Raw genomic sequence first — 21767 nt, 5'->3', positions numbered from 1 at the left:
TTACTCAAAGTTAAGTGACGATAGCCTAGGAGATACACCTGTACCCATGCCGAACACAGCAGTTAAGCCCTAGAACGCCGGAAGTAGTTGGGGGTTGCCCCCTGTGAGATAAGGAAGTCGCTTAGCTTTTATCCGCCATAGCTCAGTTGGTAGTAGCGCATGACTGTTAATCATGATGTCGTAGGTTCGAGTCCTACTGGCGGAGTAAGTAAACGTTCTAAGGAACGTTTTTTTATTTTTCTTTTAGGGGTCAACTTGATCCTTTTTTAGTTGTGTCTTTAGTAATTTTTGATATCTTTGATAAGCTTCTTATATTTGATTTTTTTACTTTAAGTAATTCTGTAAAATGTTTAATAGATCTCAGAAGTAAATTCCTATTTGATTTTATGGTGTTATCATTATAGTTTTATAATTTATTTGTAAATAATTAAGCTACCGTAATTCTTACATTAATTTCCTCATATTACATAAATTATAGTTTTTTCTTTTTGAAATGTAGTATTGTGCACCTGATCTGTGAGTTTTTTTATCTATTTTTTATTTGGCTATTCATAGTGATACATGATAGAAGAAGCTTCCCATTTTCTTTATTTTTTCTGTTATACTCATTTCATCAATAGAAATGGAGTTTATTAAAATGATTAGAAAGATTTATGAAGAATATCTTGATTTTTATAAAGTTATTGAAAATGAGTATAGTCAATTAATTGATAACGAATTGGAGTGGGAAGTTTTCCATCTTCGATTTTTACTTTATTATCTGTTTCGTTATAACATTGATGTTATTCATCCGTTGATTTCTTACCACTATCGTGCTTGCTACCGATTATACATTGAACAGTTGTTAATTTCAAAGGATTATGTTCTAGTTTAATCTTTATTTATCGTTATTTCCGAACAATTTTATTGTTTTATCTTATCATAATAAAAATTTGCAATATTTTTTCAATATGATTTTTTCGATTTTCTTTAAATTCCTAATGTTTCAGGTATTTGGTCTTGAAAAAATAGAGAATCTTTATTATAATAAATTGTAAGATATAATTGCAGGTGAGATTCCTGCCATGTATGTGAGAAAGGAAGAGCCTAAGGGCTCAGACAAGATTATGACTTCAGTTGTTGTAGTGGGTACCCAGTGGGGTGATGAAGGTAAAGGGAAGATTACTGACTTCCTTTCAGCGAATGCAGAAGTGATTGCGCGTTACCAAGGTGGTGATAATGCAGGTCACACGATCGTGATTGATGGTAAGAAATTTAAGTTGCACTTGATTCCATCTGGGATTTTCTTCCCTGAAAAAATTTCTGTCATTGGGAATGGGATGGTTGTAAATCCTAAGTCACTTGTGAAAGAGTTGAGCTATCTTCATGATGAAGGTGTTACAACAGATAATCTACGTATTTCTGATCGTGCGCATGTTATTTTACCGTACCACATCGAGTTAGACCGTCTGCAAGAAGAAGCTAAGGGTGAAAATAAGATTGGTACTACTATCAAGGGTATCGGTCCAGCTTATATGGATAAGGCTGCTCGAGTGGGAATTCGTATCGCAGATCTTTTGGATAAGGAGATTTTCCGTGAGCGTTTAGAACGTAACCTTGCTGAGAAGAATCGTTTGTTTGAAAAATTGTACGAAAGCAACCCTATTTCAATTGATGATATTTTTGAAGAATATTATGAATATGGTCAACAAATCAAGCAATATGTCACAGATACTTCTGTTATTTTAAATGATGCGCTTGATAACGGTAAACGTGTGCTTTTTGAAGGTGCCCAAGGTGTCATGCTAGATATTGACCAAGGTACTTATCCATTTGTTACGTCATCAAACCCTGTTGCGGGTGGTGTGACGATCGGTTCAGGTGTTGGTCCAAGCAAGATTGACAAGGTTGTAGGTGTATGTAAAGCTTACACAAGTCGCGTTGGTGATGGTCCTTTCCCAACTGAGTTGTTTGATGAAGTGGGAGAACGCATTCGTGAAGTAGGTCATGAGTATGGTACAACTACAGGTCGTCCACGTCGTGTGGGTTGGTTTGACTCAGTTGTGATGCGTCACAGTCGTCGAGTTTCTGGTATCACTAACCTTTCACTGAACTCTATCGATGTTTTGAGTGGTTTGGATACAGTGAAAATCTGTGTAGCCTATGATCTGGATGGTCAACGTATTGACTACTATCCAGCTAGTCTTGAGCAATTGAAACGTTGCAAACCTATCTATGAGGAATTGCCAGGTTGGTCAGAAGACATCACTGGTGTTCGCAATTTGGAAGATCTTCCTGAAAATGCACGTAACTATGTTCGTCGTGTTAGCGAATTAGTCGGCGTTCGCATCTCTACTTTCTCAGTAGGTCCTGGTCGTGAACAAACAAATATTTTAGAAAGTGTTTGGTCATAAGAGATTTTTAAGATTTGTTTAAGACAGGTCAGGTATACTATAGACAGTTACAAGAAGACCTCCTAACTTGTTGTAACAAATATCCTAAACTTTTCTTTTTCATAATAATCTCCCTATAAAGTCACCGCATTCGGTGGCTTTTTTTGTCATTTTTTAAGTCCTATCTGGGTGTCTTCTTGAAAGTAGGATATGAAGAAAAAACATTGGGCATTAAGTTTCTAGATTAAGTCTCGATTTGGTAGCCCCAGATCTACGAGTTTTCAACATTTTGGTAGATTAGTTAGAGAAAAGAAATTTCGGTAAAAGGAGCTTTTTGAATTCTAAAATAGCAACAAATCCTTCAATTGGCTAACACATCAAAGGATCAGAACTAAGCAAAAATGAGGTTGGGATTTCTGATCCCAGCCTCTTCAGTGAACTAGTTTCTTGAGAATTTGTAAGTTAGACAAACTTGAATTTTTTCTGAATTAGTTTAGTTGATAACTTGATTATCTGCTTTATCTCTTTGAAATTGCTTCATTTCGTGCATAAAAGTATCTGCCTTTAGTTTATCTGTGATGATACTGACACTGACCAGCTTATTTAGTTTTTTCTCATGTAATGCCACACAAACAGGATTTTTAATTTTGATGGTTAGCTTTACACAGTTAAAGGGACGCTTTTTAATGGTTAGTTGTTCAATATCTTGAAGTCTAAATTGATAATGTAATAGGCTGTGACCTCTACTGCTATAGGTATAATACTGAACAGTATTGTTTTTAAAAATCTCTACTTTTACTCCATTTATGAAGAGAGAATAGCCCAAAAACCATATAAGAAGGGGAGCATAAATAAGCGCTACCGCCATAACAATCTTGTCTGCAAAATCAGTATTGTAAGTCATCAGACGCTTCAGAATCCAGAGAATCATAACAGATATAGATATCATGGATGGGCCCCATACTCTATTAAATGTATCTTTATATGGAAACATCAAGGTAAGTTTTGGTTCATCCTGTAAAAATTCTAATTTCATTATTTACCCTTTCATCTTGTTTATTATTTAAATCTCAGGATAATCATCTCTTGGAGACTTATGGTTAAAAATCTTCCGACAGATTTGAATATTTTGTATCAGTTGTCTCCATTACTCTCAGTTCATGATTTCTAATGTTTCTCTCAATTTTGCTACTATTATACTCTTTTTATAACATTATTTCTACAAACCAGAGATTGAATACTATCTAAAGTTGGTTTTTGCAAATATTATAGAGCTCTTTTTTTGTCTAGAAAAACATGCTATAATGATAGAATTGATAGGCGAGAAAAGAGAGAAGTTATGGATTATACAGTTGAAGAAAAAGAAGTTTTTATGAGAGAGGCCCTGAAGGAGGCGGAGATTGCTTTAGAGCATGATGAAATCCCAATTGGTTGTGTGATTGTCAAGGATAGAGAAATCATTGGTCGGGGGCACAATGCACGTGAGGAGTTACAACGTGCGGTTATGCATGCGGAAATTATGGCCATTGAGAATGCTAATCTGAGGGAAGAGAGCTGGCGCTTGCTCGACTGCACACTTTTTGTGACCATTGAGCCCTGCGTTATGTGTAGTGGGGCGATTGGGCTTGCTCGTATCCCTAAGGTAGTTTATGGGGCTAAAAATCAGAAATTTGGTGCAGCTGGGAGTCTGTATGATATCTTGACAGATGAGCGTCTTAATCATCGTGTAGAGGTTGAAACAGGGATTTTAGAGAGTGAATGTGCAGGCATTATGCAGGAATTTTTCAGAAATCGACGGAAAAAATAATTTCTCTTTTAAAATCTTTGGAAATGTGGTATAATAACTAATGGAGCAACAGTTCTGCGTGAAGCGGGTCAGGGGAGGAATCCAGCAGCCCTAAGCGAGTGTGAATTGTGTGCTCTTTTTTCGTGCTTTTTTCGAATAAATAAGATAAAATAGCCTAGAATAAAAGATTAAAAAGAGGGAAATATGAAAATTCGTGGTTTTGAATTAGTTTCTAGTTTTACAGATGAAAATTTGCTACCGAAGCGTGAGACAGCGCATGCAGCTGGTTACGACTTAAAGGTTGCTATGCGCACAGTTATTGCTCCAGGAGAGATTGTCTTGGTTCCGACAGGGGTCAAGGCTTATATGCAACCGACAGAAGTGCTTTATCTCTATGATCGTTCTTCAAACCCTCGTAAGAAGGGCCTGGTTTTAATTAACTCAGTTGGGGTTATTGATGGGGATTATTATGGAAATCCTGGAAATGAAGGGCATATTTTTGCGCAGATGAAGAATATTACAGACCAAGAGGTTGTTCTTGAAGTTGGGGAACGTGTAGTTCAGGCTGTTTTTGCACCATTTTTAATCGCAGATGGAGATGAGGCAGACGGCGTGCGAACTGGTGGATTTGGATCAACTGGGCACTAAGATGAAGATTATCTTTGTACGTCACGGGGAGCCAGATTATAGTATGCTTGATAAACTTGAAAATCCGCAACTCTATAGTGGTTTTGGTCGTGATTTAGCACCATTGACAGGAAAAGGTCGCAGTCTGGCAAAAGAAGTTGCTAAAACTGCATGTTTTGGAAAGTCAGAGATTATTATTTCATCGTCTGTGACGAGGGCTTTAGAAACAGCACATTATATAGCAGTTGAAACAGGATTGGACTTATTTGTGGAGCCGTTTTTTCATGAGTGGCGTCCAGACTTAGATGGCACTAACTCTGATTTAACTAGTGTATTGGTAGCTCATGAATATTATCTAAAACATCAAGGAGGTTTATCTGAAGATTCTTCTTATCGCTATGAAACTGATCTAGAGATGCGTCATCGTTTTTTAAGAGCTTTGGAAAAATATAAAAATTATAAAACTATTATCATTGTAACTCACGGAATGCTCATGCGCCAATTTGTACCAGACGAGAAGATTGATTTTTGCCAAGTGATTGAATGTGAGATAGAGATATAGAAAGAGGTTTATTATCGCAAAGAAAAAGGCGATATTTGTGTGTCAAAATTGTGAATATAATTCCCCCAAGTATTTAGGGCGCTGTCCAAACTGTGGGTCTTGGTCTTCTTTTGTTGAGGAGGTTGAGGTTGCAGAGGTCAAGAATGCGCGTGTGTCCTTGACGGGGGAGAAAAGACAGAAAGAAGAAATTTGCGACCGGCTTGCTGCTTGTATCTTCTCGTATCTTTGAGAAGCGTCGGGCTTCTTGCTTTACTAATCTAGATTTAAAAGATTTTTTAGAGGAAAACGGTGCTAAAAGCATAGAGTTTATAGGGGTAGATGGCAATGGCTGTGTTAAGGCTTCCGTTTTGGCAGCTACCAAGGAGAATTATCAGGTTTCTGTCGATTTGTCTGCTGTCGGAGTTGCCAACCAGAAGAAATTCTATAAAACACTGAAGCAGTGGCAAGATTGGATAGTTTTATGGAGATCTTAATATGAAAATTATTTTTATCCGTCACGGGGAGCCAGATTACCATGAGTTAGAGAAGCGTTCCTATACTGGATTTGGGATGGATTTAGCACCTTTATCTAAGGAAGGACGGCAACAAGCTCAGGACCTTTGCAAAAATCCTTTACTACAAACAGCTGATTTGCTAGTAGCTTCAGCAGTGACCAGAGCTTTAGAAACGGCTTCTTATGTTTCTTGTGCTACGGGACTTCCTTTGAGAGTGGAGCCATTATTGCATGAATGGCAGGTATATGAAAGTGGCATAGATAGATTTGAAGAAGCTAGAAGACTATTTTTAGAAAATAATGGGGAGTTGCTCCCAAATTCTCCTGTTCAATATGAGACAGCTGAGGAAATGAGGTCTCGGTTTCTAGAATCTATGGGCAAGTATCGAGACTATCAGACAGTCGTTGTTGTCACTCATCGAATGCTTATGCGCCAATTTGTACCAGACGAGAAGATTGATTTTTGCCAAGTGATTGAGTGTGAGATAGAGATTTAGAAAGAGGTTTATCATCGCAAAGAAAAAAGCGACATTTGTATGTCAAAATTGTGGGTATAATTCCCCTAAATATCTGGGACGTTGTCCCAACTGTGGGTCTTGGTCTTCTTTTGTAGAAGAGGTTGAGGTTGCCGAGGTCAAGAATGCGCGTGTGTCCTTGACAGGGGAGAAAACCAAGCCAATGAAACTGGCTGAAGTAACGTCCATCAATGTCAATCGAACCAAGACAGAGATGGAGGAGTTTAACCGAGTTCTTGGTGGAGGTGTGGTACCAGGAAGTCTTGTCCTGATTGGTGGGGATCCAGGTATTGGGAAATCAACCCTGCTCTTACAAGTATCAACCCAGTTATCTCAAGTGGGGACCGTTCTCTATGTCAGTGGCGAGGAGTCGGCCCAGCAGATTAAGCTACGAGCAGAGCGCTTGGGAGATATTGATAGCGAGTTTTATCTCTATGCAGAGACCAATATGCAGAGTGTTCGAGCTGAGGTGGAGCGCATCCAGCCAGATTTTCTCATCATTGACTCAATTCAAACCATTATGTCTCCAGAGATCTCTGGAGTGCAAGGATCTGTGTCTCAGGTGCGTGAGGTGACGGCTGAGCTCATGCAGCTGGCTAAGACCAATAACATCGCCATCTTTATCGTCGGGCATGTAACTAAGGAAGGAACCTTGGCGGGTCCGCGTATGTTGGAGCATATGGTGGACACGGTGCTTTACTTTGAAGGGGAACGCCACCATACCTTCCGTATCTTGAGAGCGGTCAAAAACCGTTTTGGCTCGACCAACGAGATTGGAATCTTTGAGATGCAGTCAGGTGGACTGGTTGAAGTCCTTAATCCTAGTCAAGTTTTCTTAGAAGAGCGTTTAGATGGTGCGACTGGTTCGTCTATCGTAGTGACTATGGAAGGGACCCGTCCAATTCTTGCTGAAGTGCAGGCCTTGGTGACACCGACTATGTTTGGGAACGCCAAGCGCACGACGACTGGCCTTGACTTCAATCGTGCTAGCTTGATTATGGCTGTTTTGGAAAAACGGGCAGGTCTCTTGCTTCAAAATCAGGACGCCTATCTCAAATCAGCTGGTGGTGTCAAATTGGATGAGCCGGCGATTGACCTGGCTGTTGCAGTTGCTATTGCTTCGAGCTATAAGGACAAGCCAACCAATCCTCAGGAATGTTTTGTAGGAGAACTGGGCTTGACGGGAGAGATTCGGCGCGTAAATCGTATCGAACAACGGATCAATGAAGCTGCGAAACTTGGATTTACAAAAATCTATGTACCGAAAAATTCCTTGACTGGTATCAAGCCACCCAAGGAAATTCAGGTGATTGGAGTGACGACTATTCAGGAAGTCTTGAAAAAAGTATTCTCATAATCGTTATGGTCAGTTTTAGATGACTAATTATTTTATTGCTAACATTTATTAAAACAAGGAGGAATTTCTTATGAAATTTTCTATGGACAGTCATATGCAATTTCCTTTGGTAGAGTTTTCACTCAATCAAGGAGAAACCGTCTATATCCAGCGCGGTAGCATGGTCTACCACACACCCAATGTAAGTCTCAATACTCAGCTCAATGCTAGCGGTTCTGGTTTAGGACGTTTTGTCAAAGCTGTGGGGCGTTCCATGGTTTCTGGCGAAAGTACCTTTATCACCCAAGCTATTGCTGAGTCTGACAACGGCAACCTTGCTCTAGCACCAGATACTCCTGGTCAAGTGATTGCTCTGGAACTAGGTGAAAAACAATATCGACTGAATGATGGGGCTTTTCTAGCTCTTGATGGTACAGCTTCCTATACTATGGAGAGTCAGTCTATTGGTAAAGCTCTGTTCGGAGGGCAAGGCGGTCTCTTTGTCATGACCACCCAAGGCCAGGGAACTCTCTTGGCTAATGCTTTTGGCTCTATCAAGAAAATTGAACTTCAAAACCAAGAAATAACTATTGACAATGCCCATGTGGTGGCTTGGAGTCAATCTTTGGACTATCATATCCACTTAGAAAACGGCTTCTGGCAGTCTATCGGTACAGGCGAAGGAGTGGTGAACACCTTCCGAGGAACTGGTGAGGTCTACGTACAAAGTCTCAATCTTCAGAGCTTTGCAGGATCGCTCAATAAGTATATCCAAAAAGGTTCATAATATATAAAAAACTAGGACAGAAACCCAAGCTAGAAGCTGGATGTTTCTATCCCAGTTTTTTATATGAAGGTTGACAGCTGACAAGACAAAGAAAAGATGGTAAGATAGGAGATAAATAATTTGGTGTTCAAATTATCTGGTAGACTAGAAAGTGAGTTGTCATGTCCTATTTTGAAAATTTTTTAAAAGCCAATCAAGCCTATGTAGAACTGCATGGAGATCTTCATTTATCAATCAAACCAAAGACCAAGGTTGCAATCGTAACTTGTATGGACTCGCGTTTACACGTTGCGCCAGCTCTTGGGTTGGCTCTGGGAGATGCTCATATTTTGCGGAATGCGGGTGGTCGAGTGACGGAGGATATGATTCGCTCGCTTGTGATTTCCCAGCAACAAATGGGAACAAGGGAAATTGTGGTGCTCCATCATACAGACTGTGGTGCTCAAACCTTCAAAAATGGGGATTTCCAAGAGCACTTAAAACGTGAATTAGGAGTTGATGTAACTGGTCAGGACTTTTTACCTTTTCAAGACATTGATGAGAGTGTTCGTGAGGATATGAGATTGCTACAGGAATCTCCTCTAATCCCAGATGATGTTGTTATTTCAGGTGCCGTTTACGATGTAGATACAGGGAGGATGACAGTCGTAAAACTGTAAGGATTAAATGTAGAAAGATAGTGTATGAAGAAAAATACTATTTTATTTGTTTTTATTGTATTAGTGTGTATTGGTTTACAGTATGAGACCATGTATTTTACAGATGGATCGATGTCTGGAACGGAATATGGAGTGATGGGACTTTCCATCTTTCTAGCACTCTTTTATATGATTCCAGCTGTTTATCTCCTATACCGTATTGGACATAAATGGGAAACTCCAAGAAAGGCTATAACTTTGTCCTTATTGGGTGGGATATTTATTTCGGGTTGGTTATCTAGTTTTGCCAATACCTACATACATGATTTTCTGACGAATCTTTTCCCAGATAGTAGGTTTTTGAATGCTTTGGAAAATGCTATTGTAGCCCCGATTGTAGAGGAACCTTTAAAATTACTACCTCTTGCCTTTGTTTTGTATTTGATTCCAATTAAAAAATTGAAACCAATCTTTTTACTAGGGATTGCTTCAGGTTTAGGGTTTCAAATGATTGAGGATGTCAGCTATATTCGCTCGGATTTACCAGAGGGCTTAGCTTATACAATTTCTCGGATTTTAGAGCGAATGACGTCTGCTCTTGCCTCGCATTGGACTTTTTCAGGACTTGCCATACTAGGTCTTTACTTGCTTTACAGGGCTTATAAAGGTCAGAAGGCAGAACTGAAGTCTGGTTTGATCTATCTTGGTCTGGCTTTTGGAATACACTTTTTATTCAACTCACCTATTGTAGAGTTGGAGACAGAGTTGCCCCTTGCTTTTCCTCTTGTAACAGCTATTACTCTTTATAGCTTTTATCAGGCTTTCCAGTTTGTTGAGAAGTACAACGATGCGATGATAAAAGAGATTTCTTAAAAGATTATAACAAGAGTATAAATGTTTGCTCTTGTTTTATTTTTGATTGAAAAATAGAGAAAAAAGCGCTACAATGGTAGTTGGAAAATATTGTGAAAACACTAGTGATACATAAATACCGGAGGAAATCATGTCTTTTTCTGATTTAAAGCTCTTTGCCCTTTCTTCAAATAGAGAGTTGGCAGAGCGTGTGGCGCAAGAGATTGGGATGGAATTGGGGAAATCAAGCGTTCGCCAATTTTCAGATGGGGAAATTCAAGTTAATATCGAAGAGTCTATTCGTGGGAGACACGTATTTATCCTGCAATCAACAAGCTCACCTGTTAATGACAACTTACTTGAAATTTTGATTATGGTCGATGCTTTGAAGCGTGCCAGTGCAGAATCTGTCAACGTTGTTATGCCTTACTACGGTTATGCACGTCAGGATAGAAAAGCGCGCGCGCGTGAGCCAATCACTGCAAAACTCGTTGCAAACATGCTAGAGGTTGCTGGGGTAGATCGTTTGTTGACGATTGATTTGCACGCTGCACAGATTCAGGGATTCTTTGATATTCCAGTAGATCACTTGATGGGTGCTCCATTGATTGCGGACTACTTTGAGCGTCGCGGTATGGTCGGTTCAGACTACGTGGTTGTCAGTCCAGACCACGGAGGAGTAACACGTGCCCGTAAATTAGCCGAGTTTTTGAAAACTTCTATTGCAATTATCGATAAACGTCGTAGCGTAGATAAGATGAATACCAGTGAGGTTATGAACATCATCGGTAAGGTAGAAGGAAAAACTTGTATTTTGATTGATGACATGATTGACACAGCTGGTACAATCTGTCATGCTGCTGATGCTTTGGCTGAAGCAGGAGCAGTTGAGGTATATGCAAGCTGTACGCACCCAGTACTTTCAGGACCTGCTATGGATAATATCCAAAAATCAGCTATTAAAAAATTAGTTGTTTTGGATACCATCTACTTACCAGAAGAACGTTTGATTGATAAGATTGAGCAAATCTCTATTGCTAACCTTCTTGCGGATGCTATCGTCCGTATCCACGAAAAACGTCCACTTTCTCCCTTGTTTAGTATTGAGAAAAAAATCTAATTCATTCGTTAAATAAAACAAAACTCCTAACCAGGTGCAGTTCAAAGTTGCTTTGTTAGGAGTTTTTTGGTAGCAAAAATATGCAAGCCTTTTCAAAATATGCTATACTAAATGAAAAAAGGAGGATTTCTATGACTCAAGAATTTATCAATCCAAGTGATGGAGTGGTCCGTCACTATCTAGCAACTAGTAAAATAATTGCCGTAGTGGGTTTATCTGATCGTGAGGAAACAACTAGCAATCGAGTGACTAAGGAAATGCAGGCTCGTGGCTATAAGATTATTCCTGTCAATCCCAAGGCTGCAGGTGGTGAAATCTTGGGAGAAAAGGCTTATGCCAGCCTAGCTGAGATTCCTTTTCCTGTAGATATTGTCAATGTATACCGTCGTAGTGAATTTTTGCCTGATGTGGCGCGTGATTTCCTCAGGGCAGATGCCAAGATTTTTTGGGCGCAACTAGGGCTTGAAAATCCAGAAGCGGAAGAAATCTTGCGTGATGGAGGATGCGATGATATCGTGATGAATCGTTGCATAAAGAGAGAACATACGCGTTTAATTCTTGAACAATAAAAGAGAGTGGGACAGAAATCGGTAATTCGTTAGAATTCGATTTCGTCGTCCCACCTCCGCACAGTTGAGTAGTGCTGTAAAAGCTGATGAAATCAGCGTAGTAGAGCCCACTCAACCACTGCGTCTTGCTCGACAATCCAAAGATAATTGAGAGGCTAGGACTTTTGTCCCAGCCTCTTTGTCTTATAAAATACCGATGAGCATTTGCATACCAAGGCTGGTTAGAATGATGGCAATCCAGCAGAGGGCTCCAAGAAGAATGGATTTTCCACTGGATTTGATCATAGCAATGAGGTTGGTTTTGAGACCAATAGCACTCATAGCCATGATGATGAGGAATTTGGAGAGTTGTTTGAGAGGTGCAAAGAAGCTATTGCTAACACCAAAAGAAGTAAGGATGGTCGTTAGCAGAGAAGCTAGGATAAAGTAAAGGATGAAAACGGGGAAGATTTTTTTAAGCTTTACTCCTTGGTTGTTGTCTTGTTGACGGCTTTGCCAATAGGAGAGGAAGAGAGTAATAGGGATAATAGCTAAGGTACGAGTCAGTTTGACAATGGTTGCAGATTCTAGAGTATTGGTATGATACAGACTATCCCAGGCGCTAGCTGTGGCTGTTACAGAGGAAGTATCGTTGACCGCAGTACCCGCAAAGAGAGCAAAACCTTCGTTGGAGAGATGGAGCCAAGAACCTAGAGTTGGAAAGATAAGAGCTGCCAAGACATTGAAGAAAAAGATAACAGAAATGGCTTGGGCTACTTCTTTTTCCTTGGCGTGAATAACAGGAGCAGTCGCTGCAATGGCAGAACCACCACAGATAGAAGAGCCTACCCCAACCAAGGTAGCTAGCTTTGTATCAAGGTTAAAAAATCGTTGGAAAAAGAAAGCTATAATCAAAGCAATTGAAATAGTTGAGAGGATGACAGGAAGGGAAGATTTTCCAACTGCGAAAACTTGTGAGATATTGAGTCCAAACCCAAGCAAGATAACAGCATACTGAAGCAATTTTTTGGAGCTATAAGTCAAACCAGCATCCAGTTGTTTATAGGGAGTGAGAAAGGGGTAGAGAATCATTCCGATAAAAATGGCGAAAACAGGTGCTCCCACAACAGGCAGAAAGCCTCCTAAAACCCAAGAGATGATAGAAATGATCAGACAGACTAACAGTCCTGCCCAATTTTTTGATAGAAATGACATAAAAACCTCCGAAAATAAATACTTCTCATTATAATCTTATCTGTCAGAAAAGTAAAGTAGAAAGTAGGAATAAGGTTGTAAATTAACGGAATTTTGCGGTCAGAGAGCTTTTGTAGTATAATAGACATATGTTCTTTGATCAAGGAGGATATATATGGACTTAACCAAACGCTTTAACAGACAATTAGATAAGATTCAAGTTTCCTTGATTCGTCAGTTTGACCAGGCTATTTCAGAGATTCCTGGAGTCCTGCGATTGACCTTGGGAGAACCAGATTTTACAACGCCAGATCATGTCAAGGAAGCTGCAAAACGAGCCATTGACCAAGATCAATCCTACTATACAGGGATGAGTGGTTTGTTGACATTGCGTCAGGCGGCGAGTGATTTTGTAAAAGAGAAATATCAGCTGGACTACAATCCAGAGAATGAAATCTTGGTCACAATTGGTGCGACAGAGGCTCTGTCAGCTACTCTGACAGCTATTTTGGAGGAAGGAGACAAGGTTCTCTTGCCAGCTCCTGCCTATCCTGGCTATGAGCCAATAGTTAATCTAGTTGGTGCAGAGATTGTCGAGATTGATACAACTGAAAATGGTTTTGTTTTGACGCCTGAGATGTTGGAAAAGGCAATTTTGGAGCAGGGGGACAAGCTCAAGGCAGTTATTCTCAACTATCCAGCTAACCCAACAGGAATTACCTATAGTCGCGAGCAGTTGGGAGCCTTGGCAGACGTTTTACGCAAGTATGAGATTTTCGTAGTCTGTGATGAAGTCTACTCAGAATTGACCTATACAGGGGAAAATCATGTATCTTTGGGAACTATGTTGAGAGATCAGGCCATTATCATCAATGGTCTATCCAAATCCCATGCCATGACAGGTTGGCGTTTAGGCTTTATCTTTGCACCAGCAAACTTTACAGCTCAACTCATCAAGAGTCACCAGTACTTGGTCACTGCCGCAAACACCATGGCTCAACACGCAGCGGTAGAAGCTTTGACAGCTGGTAAGAATGATGCGGAACCTATGAAGAAGGAATATATCCAACGTCGGGACTACATTATCGAGAAGATGACTGCACTTGGTTTTGAGATTATCAAACCAGATGGTGCTTTTTATATCTTTGCTAAGATTCCAGCAGGCTATAATCAAGATTCCTTTGCTTTTCTGAAAGATTTTGCCCAGAAAAAGGCTGTCGCCTTCATCCCTGGTGCTGCCTTTGGACAGTATGGAGAGGGCTATGTTCGCCTATCTTATGCAGCTAGCATGGGAACCATCAGAGAAGCTATGAAACGACTTGAGGAGTACATGAGAGAAGCATGATTCAATCTATCACAAGTCAGGGTTTAGTACTTTACAATCGAAATTTTCGAGAGGATGATAAGCTTGTTAAAATCTTTACAGAACAGGCAGGCAAGCGCATGTTTTTTGTGAAACACGCTGGTCAATCAAAACTGGCTCCGGTTATTCAGCCCTTGGTGCTAGCTCGTTTTCTCTTGCGCATCAATGATGATGGACTCAGTTATATTGAGGATTATCATGAGGTGATGACCTTTCCAGGGATCAATAGTGATCTCTTTACCATGGCTTATGCGACCTATGTGGCAGCCTTGGCTGATGCGAGTTTGCAGGATAATCAGCAGGACGCTCCCTTATTTGCTTTTTTGCAAAAGACCTTGGAGTTGATGGAAGATGGCCTGGATTATCAAGTTTTGACTAATATTTTTGAAATTCAGATTTTGACACGGTTTGGGATTGGTCTAAACTTTAATGAGTGTACTTTTTGTCATCGAGTAGGTCAGGCCTTTGACTTTTCTTTCAAATATGGAGCCTGTCTTTGCCCAGAGCATTATCATGAGGATGAGAAACGATGTCATCTAAATCCCAATATTCCTTATCTGCTCAATCAATTTCAAGCCATTGATTTTGATACTCTGGAGACTATTTCGCTCAAGTCAGAAATTAAGCAAGACTTGCGTAAGTTTATGGACCAGATTTACGAAGAGTACGTCGGGATTCACCTAAAATCAAAGAAATTTATTGATTCCCTAGCCGATTGGGGACAATTACTAAAAGAGGAAGACAAATGAAAAAAATCGCAGTAGATGCAATGGGTGGCGATTATGCACCTCAAGCTATTGTAGAGGGAGTCAATCAAGCTCTTGCTGACTTTTCAGATATTGAGATTCAACTTTACGGAGATGAAAGTAAAATTAAGCAATATCTAACAGCTACAGATCGCATCAGCATTATCCATACAGATGAAAAAATAAATTCTGATGATGAGCCTACAAAAGCTATCCGTAAGAAGAAAAATGCCAGTATGGTCTTGGCGGCCAAGGCTGTCAAAGATGGGGAGGCAGATGCTGTTCTTTCTGCAGGAAATACAGGTGCTTTGCTTGCGGCCGGATTTTTCATCGTAGGTCGTATCAAGAATATCGATCGACCTGGGCTTATGTCAACCTTACCAACAGTTGATGGGAAAGGTTTTGATATGCTAGATCTCGGTGCCAATGCAGAAAACACAGCCCATCACCTTCATCAATATGCCATCCTAGGTTCTTTCTACGCTAAAAATGTTCGTGGAATTGCAAAACCACGAGTTGGTTTGCTTAATAACGGGACAGAGAGCAGCAAGGGAGATCCACTCCGCAAGGAAACTTATGACTTGCTAGTAGCTGATGAGAGTTTGAACTTTATCGGTAATGTGGAAGCGCGTGATTTGATGGATGGCGTTGCTGATGTAGTCGTAACAGATGGTTTCACGGGAAACGCTGTGCTCAAATCCATTGAAGGTACAGCCATGGGGATCATGGGCTTGCTAAAAAATGCTATCACAGGTGGCGGTTTGCGAGCTAAATTAGGTGCTCTTCTTCTTAAGGATAGTCTTAGAGGTTTGAAAAAGCAACTCAACTATTCTGACGTTGGAGGTGCAGTCTTGTTTGGTGTCAAGGCGCCGGTTGTCAAGACTCATGGATCAAGTGATGCCAAGGCTGTGTACAGTACGATTCGTCAGATTCGTACCATGCTAGAAACAGACGTAGTTGCTCAAACTGCGCGTGAATTTTCAGGAGAATAATATATATGACAGAAAAAGAAATTTTTGACCGTATCGTGACCATCATCCAAGAACGTCAAGGAGAAGACTTTGTAGTCACAGAGGCCTTGAGCTTGAAGGATGATTTGGAAGCTGATTCGGTAGATTTGATGGAATTTGTTCTAACCATTGAGGATGAATTTGGAATCGAAATCAGTGATGAAGAAATCGATCACCTCCAAAGTGTGGCGGATGTATTAAAGGTCATTAAAGATAAAATCTAACATAAAGCAACATGCAAGTCATGTTGTTTTTTTGTTTTTCGAAAAAGATAAGATTTTGAAATTTTATAGTTGAGTTTACGAATAAAGAGATAAGAACAAAAAAGGAGGATTGCTGATGTATGTGACAGGTCTTTATCCGTGGTTGATCAAGTGGTTTTTAAAATAAATTTGACTTAGTTGTTTATTTTGAAATTATTTTATCGAATAGATAAGTGAGAAGAAGAGGAAGGAGATTAGAAATGATTATTTCAGTTATTTATCCAATTTGGCTTTTAAAATGGTTTAAAGGTTAGAAATCACAAATATAAAAATAAAGGAGAAAACAAGTGACAAACTTTGATAAAATGGAACAGAACTTTGCAGCTCTTACGGAAGAAGAGCTGACGGAAGTGGATGGGGGAGTTATCCCTCTAGTAATCGTTGGAATGTCTGTTTGGAAAGTAGGTACAGCGGTAGCAGGTGGAGCAACAGTGCTTTTTGCTGGTGGAAAAGCATTAGGATATTATGCAAATCGACTATAATCTGGTCGTTGCTAGATTATTAAACGCTAGTGTAAAAATTTTTAACGCAGGTTACAAATTCGGTTCAGAAACAGAAATATAATTTTCATGCTATATTCCTTTTGAAATCATATTTTTAGTAGGTAGGACGTTTGTTCTGCTTATTTTCTTTGTTCAAAAGGTACATTTGAGGTGTCTATTTGCATCGTTTAGAGTCTATTTGGAGTTTTACATGTATATTTTGATAAAACATATATTTTTTGATAAAATAGGTATAGAAATTAGGAAAGTTGAAGAAAAGGAATGAAGAAGGTTTTAAGTCATTTTTTAGTATTTGTTTTTCTATTTTTGATGAATATTTTCATTTTTAAGATACTAACAACTCTGGGATTTCAGCTGACAATGAGTGAAAAGAGTTATATTGTACCACCGCTGTTTTCGATTATCGTTTTGTACATGATTGACAAAGGAATTAGGAAGAAAAAGAAATCTTTATAAATATATATTTTAGGTAGAATGTTTGTTCTGCCTATTTTTATTTAGGAAAAAGTGCTGTTCAGGTGCAGATATTGTTTTTTTAGAAATAATGTTCTTTTTACTTTTTTATTTGGATAAAATAATCTTATAAAGTTTTCTTTGGAGATTGTTAGGAAAAGGAGTAGGATATGAAATTTAGTAAACGGCATTATCGTCCTCAGGTAGACCAGATGGACTGCGGTGTGGCTTCATTAGCCATGGTCTTTGGTTATTATGGTAGTTATTATTCTCTGGCTCACTTGCGAGAGTTGGCCAAGACGACCATGGATGGGACTACGGCTTTAGGCTTAGTCAAGGTTGCTGAGGAGATAGGTTTTGAGACGCGAGCAATAAAGGCGGACATGACCTTGTTTGATTTGCCAGATGTAACTTTTCCTTTTGTGGCTCATGTGCTTAAGGAAGGGAAATTGCTCCATTATTATGTGGTGACTGGGCAGGACAAGAACAACATTCATATTGCTGATCCAGATCCTAGTGTTAAGCTGACCAAGATTTCTCGTGAGCGCTTTGCCAAGGAGTGGACAGGAATCACTATTTTTATGGCACCATCTCCGACTTATAAGCCTCATAAGGAACAAAAAAATGGTCTGCTTTCCTTTATCCCTATATTAGTGAAACAGCGAGGTTTGATTGTTAATATCGTTTTGGCGACCCTCTTGGTGACCTTGATTAACATTGTGGGTTCTTATTATCTGCAGTCTATCATTGATACTTATGTACCAGATCAGATGCGCTCGACACTGGGAATTATTTCGATAGGGCTAGCCATCGTTTATGTTCTTCAGCAAATCTTATCTTATGCCCAGGAATATCTTTTACTTGTTTTGGGGCAACGCTTGTCCATTGATGTGATTTTGTCTTATATCAAGCATGTTTTTCATTTGCCCATGTCCTTCTTTGCGACACGTCGTACAGGGGAAATTGTATCACGTTTCACGGATGCAAATAGTATCATTGATGCGCTGGCTTCGACCACTCTGTCAATCTTTTTGGATGTATCTACTGTATTTATTGTTTCAGTAGTTCTATTTTCGCAGAATAGCAATCTCTTTTTCATAAGTTTACTAGCCCTTCCTATCTATACAGTGATTATCTTTGCTTTTATGAAGCCCTTTGAAAAGATGAATCGGGATACCATGGAAGCCAATGCGGTTCTGTCTTCTTCTATCATTGAGGACATCAATGGCATTGAGACCATTAAATCTTTGACCAGTGAAAGCTCCCGTTATCAAAAGATTGACAAGGAATTTGTGGATTATCTGAAAAAATCTTTTATCTACAATCGGGCAGAAAGTCAACAAAAGGCTCTGAAAAAGCTTGCCCAGCTCTTACTCAATGTTGCCATTCTCTGGATGGGGGCTCTCCTAGTCATGGATAATAAGATGAGTTTGGGCCAGTTGATTACCTATAATACCTTGCTTATTTACTTTACAAATCCATTGGAGAATATCATCAATCTGCAAACCAAACTTCAGACAGCGCAGGTAGCCAATAACCGTCTGAATGAAGTTTATCTGGTTGCATCTGAGTTTGAGGAAAAGAAAACAGTCTCAGATTTGAGTTTGCTAGAAGGAGATATGACTTTCAAGCAGGTCCACTACAAGTATGGCTATGGTCGAGATGTCTTGTCGGACATCAATCTAACCATTCCACAAGGCTCTAAAGTGGCTTTTGTAGGGATTTCAGGATCGGGTAAGACGACCTTGGCTAAGATGATGGTTAATTTTTATGATCCTAGTCAGGGGGAGATTGGTCTGGGTGGCGTCAATCTCAATCAGATTGATAAAAAGGCTCTACGCCAGTATATCAACTACCTGCCTCAGCAACCCTATGTTTTCAATGGGACGATTTTGGAGAATCTTCTCCTTGGAGCTAAGGAGGGGACGACCCAGGAGGATATCTTGAGAGCAGTGGAGTTGGCTGAGATTCGGGAGGATATCGAGCGGATGCCACTGAATTACCAGACAGAATTGACTTCGGATGGAGCGGGCATTTCAGGTGGTCAACGTCAGAGAATTGCTTTGGCGCGTGCTCTCTTGACAGATGCACCTGTCTTGATTTTGGATGAGGCGACCAGCAGTTTGGATATTTTGACAGAGAAGCGAATTGTCGATAATCTCATGGCTTTAGACAAGACCTTAATCTTCATCGCCCACCGCTTGACCATTGCTGAGCGGACAGAGAAGGTTGTCGTTTTGGATCAGGGCAAGATTGTCGAAGAGGGTACACATATGGATTTACTGGCTCAGGGTGGATTTTACGCCCATCTAGTGAATAGTTAGAGAGGAAAAAAGATGCAATCAGAATTTTTAGAAAGTGCGGAGTTTTACAATCGTCGTTACCATAATTTTTCCAGTCGGGTGATTGTACCCATGTCTCTTCTACTTGTGTTTTTGCTTGGCTTTGCAACTTTTGCAGAGAAGGAGATAAGTTTGTCTACTAGAGCTACTATCGAACCTAGTCGCATCCTTGCAAATATCCAGTCAATTAGCAACAATCGCATTATTGCCAATCATTTGGCTGAAAATAAGTTTGTTAAGAAGGGGGATCTTCTGGTTCAATACCAAGAGGGGGTAGAAGCGGTTCAGGCAGAAAATTATGCTAGTCAGTTGGAAATGCTCAAGGATCAGAAGGTTCAACTGGAGTATTTAAAAGCAAGCCTTCAAGCAGGAAGTGATCAATTTCCTGAAACAGATAAATTTGGCTATCAGCATAGTTTTTTAGATTATCTGAATCAGGCTGCTAGTCTGCGGAGTCAGGTTGATCAACAAAATGCTAGTATATCATCTCAAAATGCAGCAGCCAGTAGTAGTCAGGCAGAGTTAGGCAATCTCATCGGTGAAACCCAGTCCAAAATTAAAGAATATCAGCAAGCCAAGACTGCTATTCAAGCTGATGGAGTCTTAGAGAGTGATCATCCAGCTTATGCCATTTATCAGTCTTATCAGTCAACAAAAGAGCAGGGATCGGAAGCCAAACAGCAGGCCTTATCTCAGCTAGATGCTCACATCACTCAGTTGGAGTCAACTCTTGCAGGTTATCGAGTACAGTATGCAGGTTCAGGAGTCCAGCAGGCTTATGCATCTGGATTAGGAAGTCAGTTGGAGTCATTAAAATCTCAACAACTAGCCAAGGTAGGCCAGGAATTAACGCTCTTGGATCAGAAAATTCTTGAGGTGGAGTCAGGTAAAAAGATTCAAGGAAATCTTTTAGAGAAGGGGAAAATTACAGCAACAGAAGATGGTGTTCTACATTTGAATCCTGAGCATAGTCGATCTACCATCATTCCAGAAGGAACGATCCTTGCTCACCTTTTTCCACAGTTGGCTAGGGAGAGGAAGGCAAAACTGACAGCTTATATCAGTTCTAAGGAAGTGGCTGGTCTCAAGCATGGAAATGAGATACGATTTACAACGGTAACGGATGCCAATAAGCAGCTAGTGTTGACATCCAAGATTACCAATATCGATACCAGTGCGACTCAGACAGAAAAGGGCAATTTCTTTAAATTAGAGGCAGAGACGGATTTGAATGCTGAACAAGCAGAAAAACTTCGTTATGGACTTGAAGGTCGTTTAACCATGATTACAGGTAGGAAGAGTTTTTTACGCTACTATCTGGACCGTTTTTTGAAACAAGAATAAGGTTCGCATTCTAACTCAAATCAATCTTAGAAAATCGCAAATGAAAGTTCGTTTGCGATTTTTCTGTACCTTTTCAGACATGACATCAAATATAGTTCGTGAAATATTTGATTTTTAGTGTATGTTGTGTTAGAATGATGTAAAGTAATGCGAAAGGCGAACAAGAAAATGTCCAGTAAACTTATTTATACGGGAAAAGCTAAAGATATCTATACTACAGAAGACGAAAATGTGATTAAGTCGGTCTACAAGGACCAGGCCACTATGCTGAATGGAGCTCGCAAAGAGACCATCGAAGGTAAAGGTGTGCTAAATAATCAGATTTCGTCTCTTATTTTTGAAAGATTGAATGCTGCTGGTGTGGCGACGCACTTTATCGAACGTATTTCAGATACCGAACAATTGAATAAGAGAGTTACCATCATTCCTTTGGAGGTTGTTCTTCGAAATGTGACGGCGGGTTCTTTTTCTAAACGTTTTGGCGTTGAAGAAGGTTTGGATTTGAAAACTCCAATCGTTGAATTTTACTACAAGAATGATGAGTTGGATGATCCATTCATCAATGACGAACACGTTAAGTTTTTGGATATTGCTAACGATGAGCAAATTGCTTATATCAAGGAAGAAACGCGTCGTATCAATGAATTGTTGAAAGATTGGTTTACACAAATTGGTCTTCGCTTGATTGACTTCAAATTGGAATTTGGTTTTGATAAGGATGGCAAGATTATCTTGGCAGATGAATTCTCACCAGACAACTGCCGTCTTTGGGATGCGGAGGGGCACCATATGGACAAGGATGTTTTCCGTAGAGATTTGGGCAGTTTAACGGATGTTTATAAGGTTGTGTTAGAAAAATTGCAAGGATTGAAGTAAAGTTTTACTTGGTCGTCACTACAATCTTTAAGTAGAA

General features: G+C 39.8%; 23 protein-coding genes, 1 tRNA gene, 1 rRNA gene, 1 other RNA gene and 2 pseudogenes. 26 read left to right on the top strand and 2 right to left on the bottom strand.

The features are described from left to right. Window positions 1–10: 10 nt before the first annotated feature. The 4 genes from rrf (at window position 11) to QM874_RS04215 (ending at window position 2393) form a co-directional block, all read left to right on the top strand. Window positions 11–126: ribosomal RNA gene (gene rrf / locus QM874_RS04230) — 5S ribosomal RNA — on the top strand. A 5-nt stretch (window positions 127–131) separates the two neighbouring features. Then, window positions 132–205, top strand: a tRNA-Asn gene (locus QM874_RS04225). Window positions 206–622: 417 nt separating this feature from the next. Next, entirely contained in the window at window positions 623–874 is a 252-nt protein-coding gene (gene comW / locus QM874_RS04220) for a sigma(X)-activator ComW (protein WP_414316336.1), read from the top strand. A gap of 232 nt (window positions 875–1106) precedes the next feature. Next, window positions 1107–2393 carry an adenylosuccinate synthase gene (locus QM874_RS04215; protein WP_371607963.1) on the top strand — a complete coding sequence of 429 codons (1287 nt, stop codon included), beginning with the start codon at window positions 1107–1109 and terminating at the stop codon, window positions 2391–2393. Between the two features lie 472 nt (window positions 2394–2865). Here the strand turns inward: QM874_RS04215 and QM874_RS04210 are convergent, their stop codons facing one another. Further along, the gene (locus tag QM874_RS04210; protein WP_414316335.1) at window positions 2866–3408 is read right to left on the bottom strand and encodes a hypothetical protein; all 543 of its coding nucleotides are present in this window, start codon (window positions 3406–3408) and stop codon (window positions 2866–2868) included. Window positions 3409–3711: 303 nt separating this feature from the next. Between QM874_RS04210 and tadA the strand changes: the two genes are divergently transcribed. From tadA to QM874_RS04145, 13 genes and pseudogenes are all read left to right on the top strand, one after another. Beyond that, window positions 3712–4179: a tRNA adenosine(34) deaminase TadA gene (gene tadA, locus QM874_RS04205; RefSeq protein WP_414316334.1), complete on the top strand. Its 468-nt coding sequence runs from the start codon at window positions 3712–3714 to the stop codon at window positions 4177–4179. Between the two features lie 32 nt (window positions 4180–4211). Continuing rightward, window positions 4212–4310, top strand: an RNA gene (gene ffs / locus QM874_RS04200) — signal recognition particle sRNA small type. A gap of 52 nt (window positions 4311–4362) precedes the next feature. After that, a complete protein-coding gene (locus tag QM874_RS04195; protein WP_414316333.1) occupies window positions 4363–4806 on the top strand; it encodes a dUTP diphosphatase in 444 nt (147 codons plus the stop codon). 1 nt (window position 4807) lies between these two features. After that, on the top strand, window positions 4808–5347 hold the full coding sequence (locus QM874_RS04190) for a histidine phosphatase family protein (protein WP_414316339.1): 540 nt from the start codon (window positions 4808–4810) through the stop codon (window positions 5345–5347). A gap of 10 nt (window positions 5348–5357) precedes the next feature. Further along, window positions 5358–5519 (top strand): annotated as a pseudogene (locus tag QM874_RS04185) (DNA repair protein RadA); the annotation flags it as partial. After that, window positions 5515–5820: pseudogene (locus tag QM874_RS04180) on the top strand (isochorismatase family protein); the annotation flags it as partial. The pseudogenes QM874_RS04185 and QM874_RS04180, both read left to right, overlap by 5 nt. A 1-nt stretch (window position 5821) precedes the next feature. Further along, window positions 5822–6337, top strand: coding sequence for a histidine phosphatase family protein (locus QM874_RS04175; protein WP_414316332.1), 516 nt, complete (start codon window positions 5822–5824; stop codon window positions 6335–6337). A gap of 10 nt (window positions 6338–6347) precedes the next feature. Next, window positions 6348–7712, top strand: a complete 1365-nt coding sequence (radA, locus tag QM874_RS04170) for a DNA repair protein RadA (protein ID WP_414316338.1) — start codon at window positions 6348–6350, stop codon at window positions 7710–7712. Between the two features lie 70 nt (window positions 7713–7782). Next, window positions 7783–8478 carry a TIGR00266 family protein gene (locus tag QM874_RS04165; protein ID WP_414316331.1) on the top strand — a complete coding sequence of 232 codons (696 nt, stop codon included), beginning with the start codon at window positions 7783–7785 and terminating at the stop codon, window positions 8476–8478. A gap of 161 nt (window positions 8479–8639) precedes the next feature. Next, window positions 8640–9137 carry a beta-class carbonic anhydrase gene (locus tag QM874_RS04160; RefSeq protein ID WP_414316330.1) on the top strand — a complete coding sequence of 166 codons (498 nt, stop codon included), beginning with the start codon at window positions 8640–8642 and terminating at the stop codon, window positions 9135–9137. 24 nt (window positions 9138–9161) lie between these two features. Then, window positions 9162–9989, top strand: coding sequence for a PrsW family glutamic-type intramembrane protease (locus tag QM874_RS04155; RefSeq protein ID WP_414316329.1), 828 nt, complete (start codon window positions 9162–9164; stop codon window positions 9987–9989). 130 nt (window positions 9990–10119) lie between these two features. Further along, window positions 10120–11088: a ribose-phosphate diphosphokinase gene (locus QM874_RS04150; protein WP_414316328.1), complete on the top strand. Its 969-nt coding sequence runs from the start codon at window positions 10120–10122 to the stop codon at window positions 11086–11088. A 131-nt stretch (window positions 11089–11219) separates the two neighbouring features. Next, entirely contained in the window at window positions 11220–11657 is a 438-nt protein-coding gene (locus tag QM874_RS04145; protein ID WP_414316327.1) for a CoA-binding protein, read from the top strand. 183 nt (window positions 11658–11840) lie between these two features. Here the strand turns inward: QM874_RS04145 and QM874_RS04140 are convergent, their stop codons facing one another. Continuing rightward, on the bottom strand, window positions 11841–12851 hold the full coding sequence (locus QM874_RS04140) for a YeiH family protein (protein ID WP_075229717.1): 1011 nt from the start codon (window positions 12849–12851) through the stop codon (window positions 11841–11843). Window positions 12852–13005: 154 nt separating this feature from the next. Here QM874_RS04140 and QM874_RS04135 point away from each other — a divergent pair, with 154 nt between their 5' ends. The 9 genes from QM874_RS04135 to purC all read left to right on the top strand — a co-directional run bounded on the left by QM874_RS04135 (window position 13006) and on the right by purC (window position 21730). Further along, the gene (locus tag QM874_RS04135) at window positions 13006–14175 is read left to right on the top strand and encodes a pyridoxal phosphate-dependent aminotransferase (protein WP_414316326.1); all 1170 of its coding nucleotides are present in this window, start codon (window positions 13006–13008) and stop codon (window positions 14173–14175) included. Further along, window positions 14172–14942 carry a DNA repair protein RecO gene (gene recO / locus QM874_RS04130; RefSeq protein ID WP_414316325.1) on the top strand — a complete coding sequence of 257 codons (771 nt, stop codon included), beginning with the start codon at window positions 14172–14174 and terminating at the stop codon, window positions 14940–14942. The genes QM874_RS04135 and recO overlap by 4 nt, the downstream gene beginning before the upstream one ends. Further along, complete coding sequence (gene plsX / locus QM874_RS04125) at window positions 14939–15931, top strand: phosphate acyltransferase PlsX (protein WP_414316324.1); 993 nt, start codon at window positions 14939–14941, stop codon at window positions 15929–15931. The genes recO and plsX overlap by 4 nt, the downstream gene beginning before the upstream one ends. A 5-nt stretch (window positions 15932–15936) precedes the next feature. Further along, window positions 15937–16173, top strand: coding sequence for a phosphopantetheine-binding protein (locus QM874_RS04120; protein WP_414316323.1), 237 nt, complete (start codon window positions 15937–15939; stop codon window positions 16171–16173). Window positions 16174–16499: 326 nt separating this feature from the next. Continuing rightward, window positions 16500–16694 carry a class IIb bacteriocin, lactobin A/cerein 7B family gene (locus tag QM874_RS04115; RefSeq protein ID WP_414316322.1) on the top strand — a complete coding sequence of 65 codons (195 nt, stop codon included), beginning with the start codon at window positions 16500–16502 and terminating at the stop codon, window positions 16692–16694. 282 nt (window positions 16695–16976) lie between these two features. Further along, on the top strand, window positions 16977–17171 hold the full coding sequence (locus QM874_RS04110) for a hypothetical protein (protein ID WP_414316321.1): 195 nt from the start codon (window positions 16977–16979) through the stop codon (window positions 17169–17171). A 167-nt stretch (window positions 17172–17338) separates the two neighbouring features. Next, window positions 17339–19492 carry a peptide cleavage/export ABC transporter ComA gene (gene comA / locus QM874_RS04105; RefSeq protein WP_414316320.1) on the top strand — a complete coding sequence of 718 codons (2154 nt, stop codon included), beginning with the start codon at window positions 17339–17341 and terminating at the stop codon, window positions 19490–19492. A gap of 12 nt (window positions 19493–19504) precedes the next feature. Beyond that, window positions 19505–20854, top strand: coding sequence for a bacteriocin secretion accessory protein (locus tag QM874_RS04100; RefSeq protein WP_414316319.1), 1350 nt, complete (start codon window positions 19505–19507; stop codon window positions 20852–20854). 168 nt (window positions 20855–21022) lie between these two features. Next, window positions 21023–21730 carry a phosphoribosylaminoimidazolesuccinocarboxamide synthase gene (gene purC, locus QM874_RS04095; RefSeq protein WP_414316318.1) on the top strand — a complete coding sequence of 236 codons (708 nt, stop codon included), beginning with the start codon at window positions 21023–21025 and terminating at the stop codon, window positions 21728–21730. The last annotated feature ends 37 nt before the right edge of the window (window positions 21731–21767 follow it).

This window comes from Streptococcus infantis (genome assembly GCF_047463615.1).
In the GTDB taxonomy this organism is placed as follows: domain Bacteria; phylum Bacillota; class Bacilli; order Lactobacillales; family Streptococcaceae; genus Streptococcus; species Streptococcus infantis_X.
Note: the sequence above shows the minus strand (reverse complement) of the source record. Positions and strands in the feature narration are given on the sequence as shown.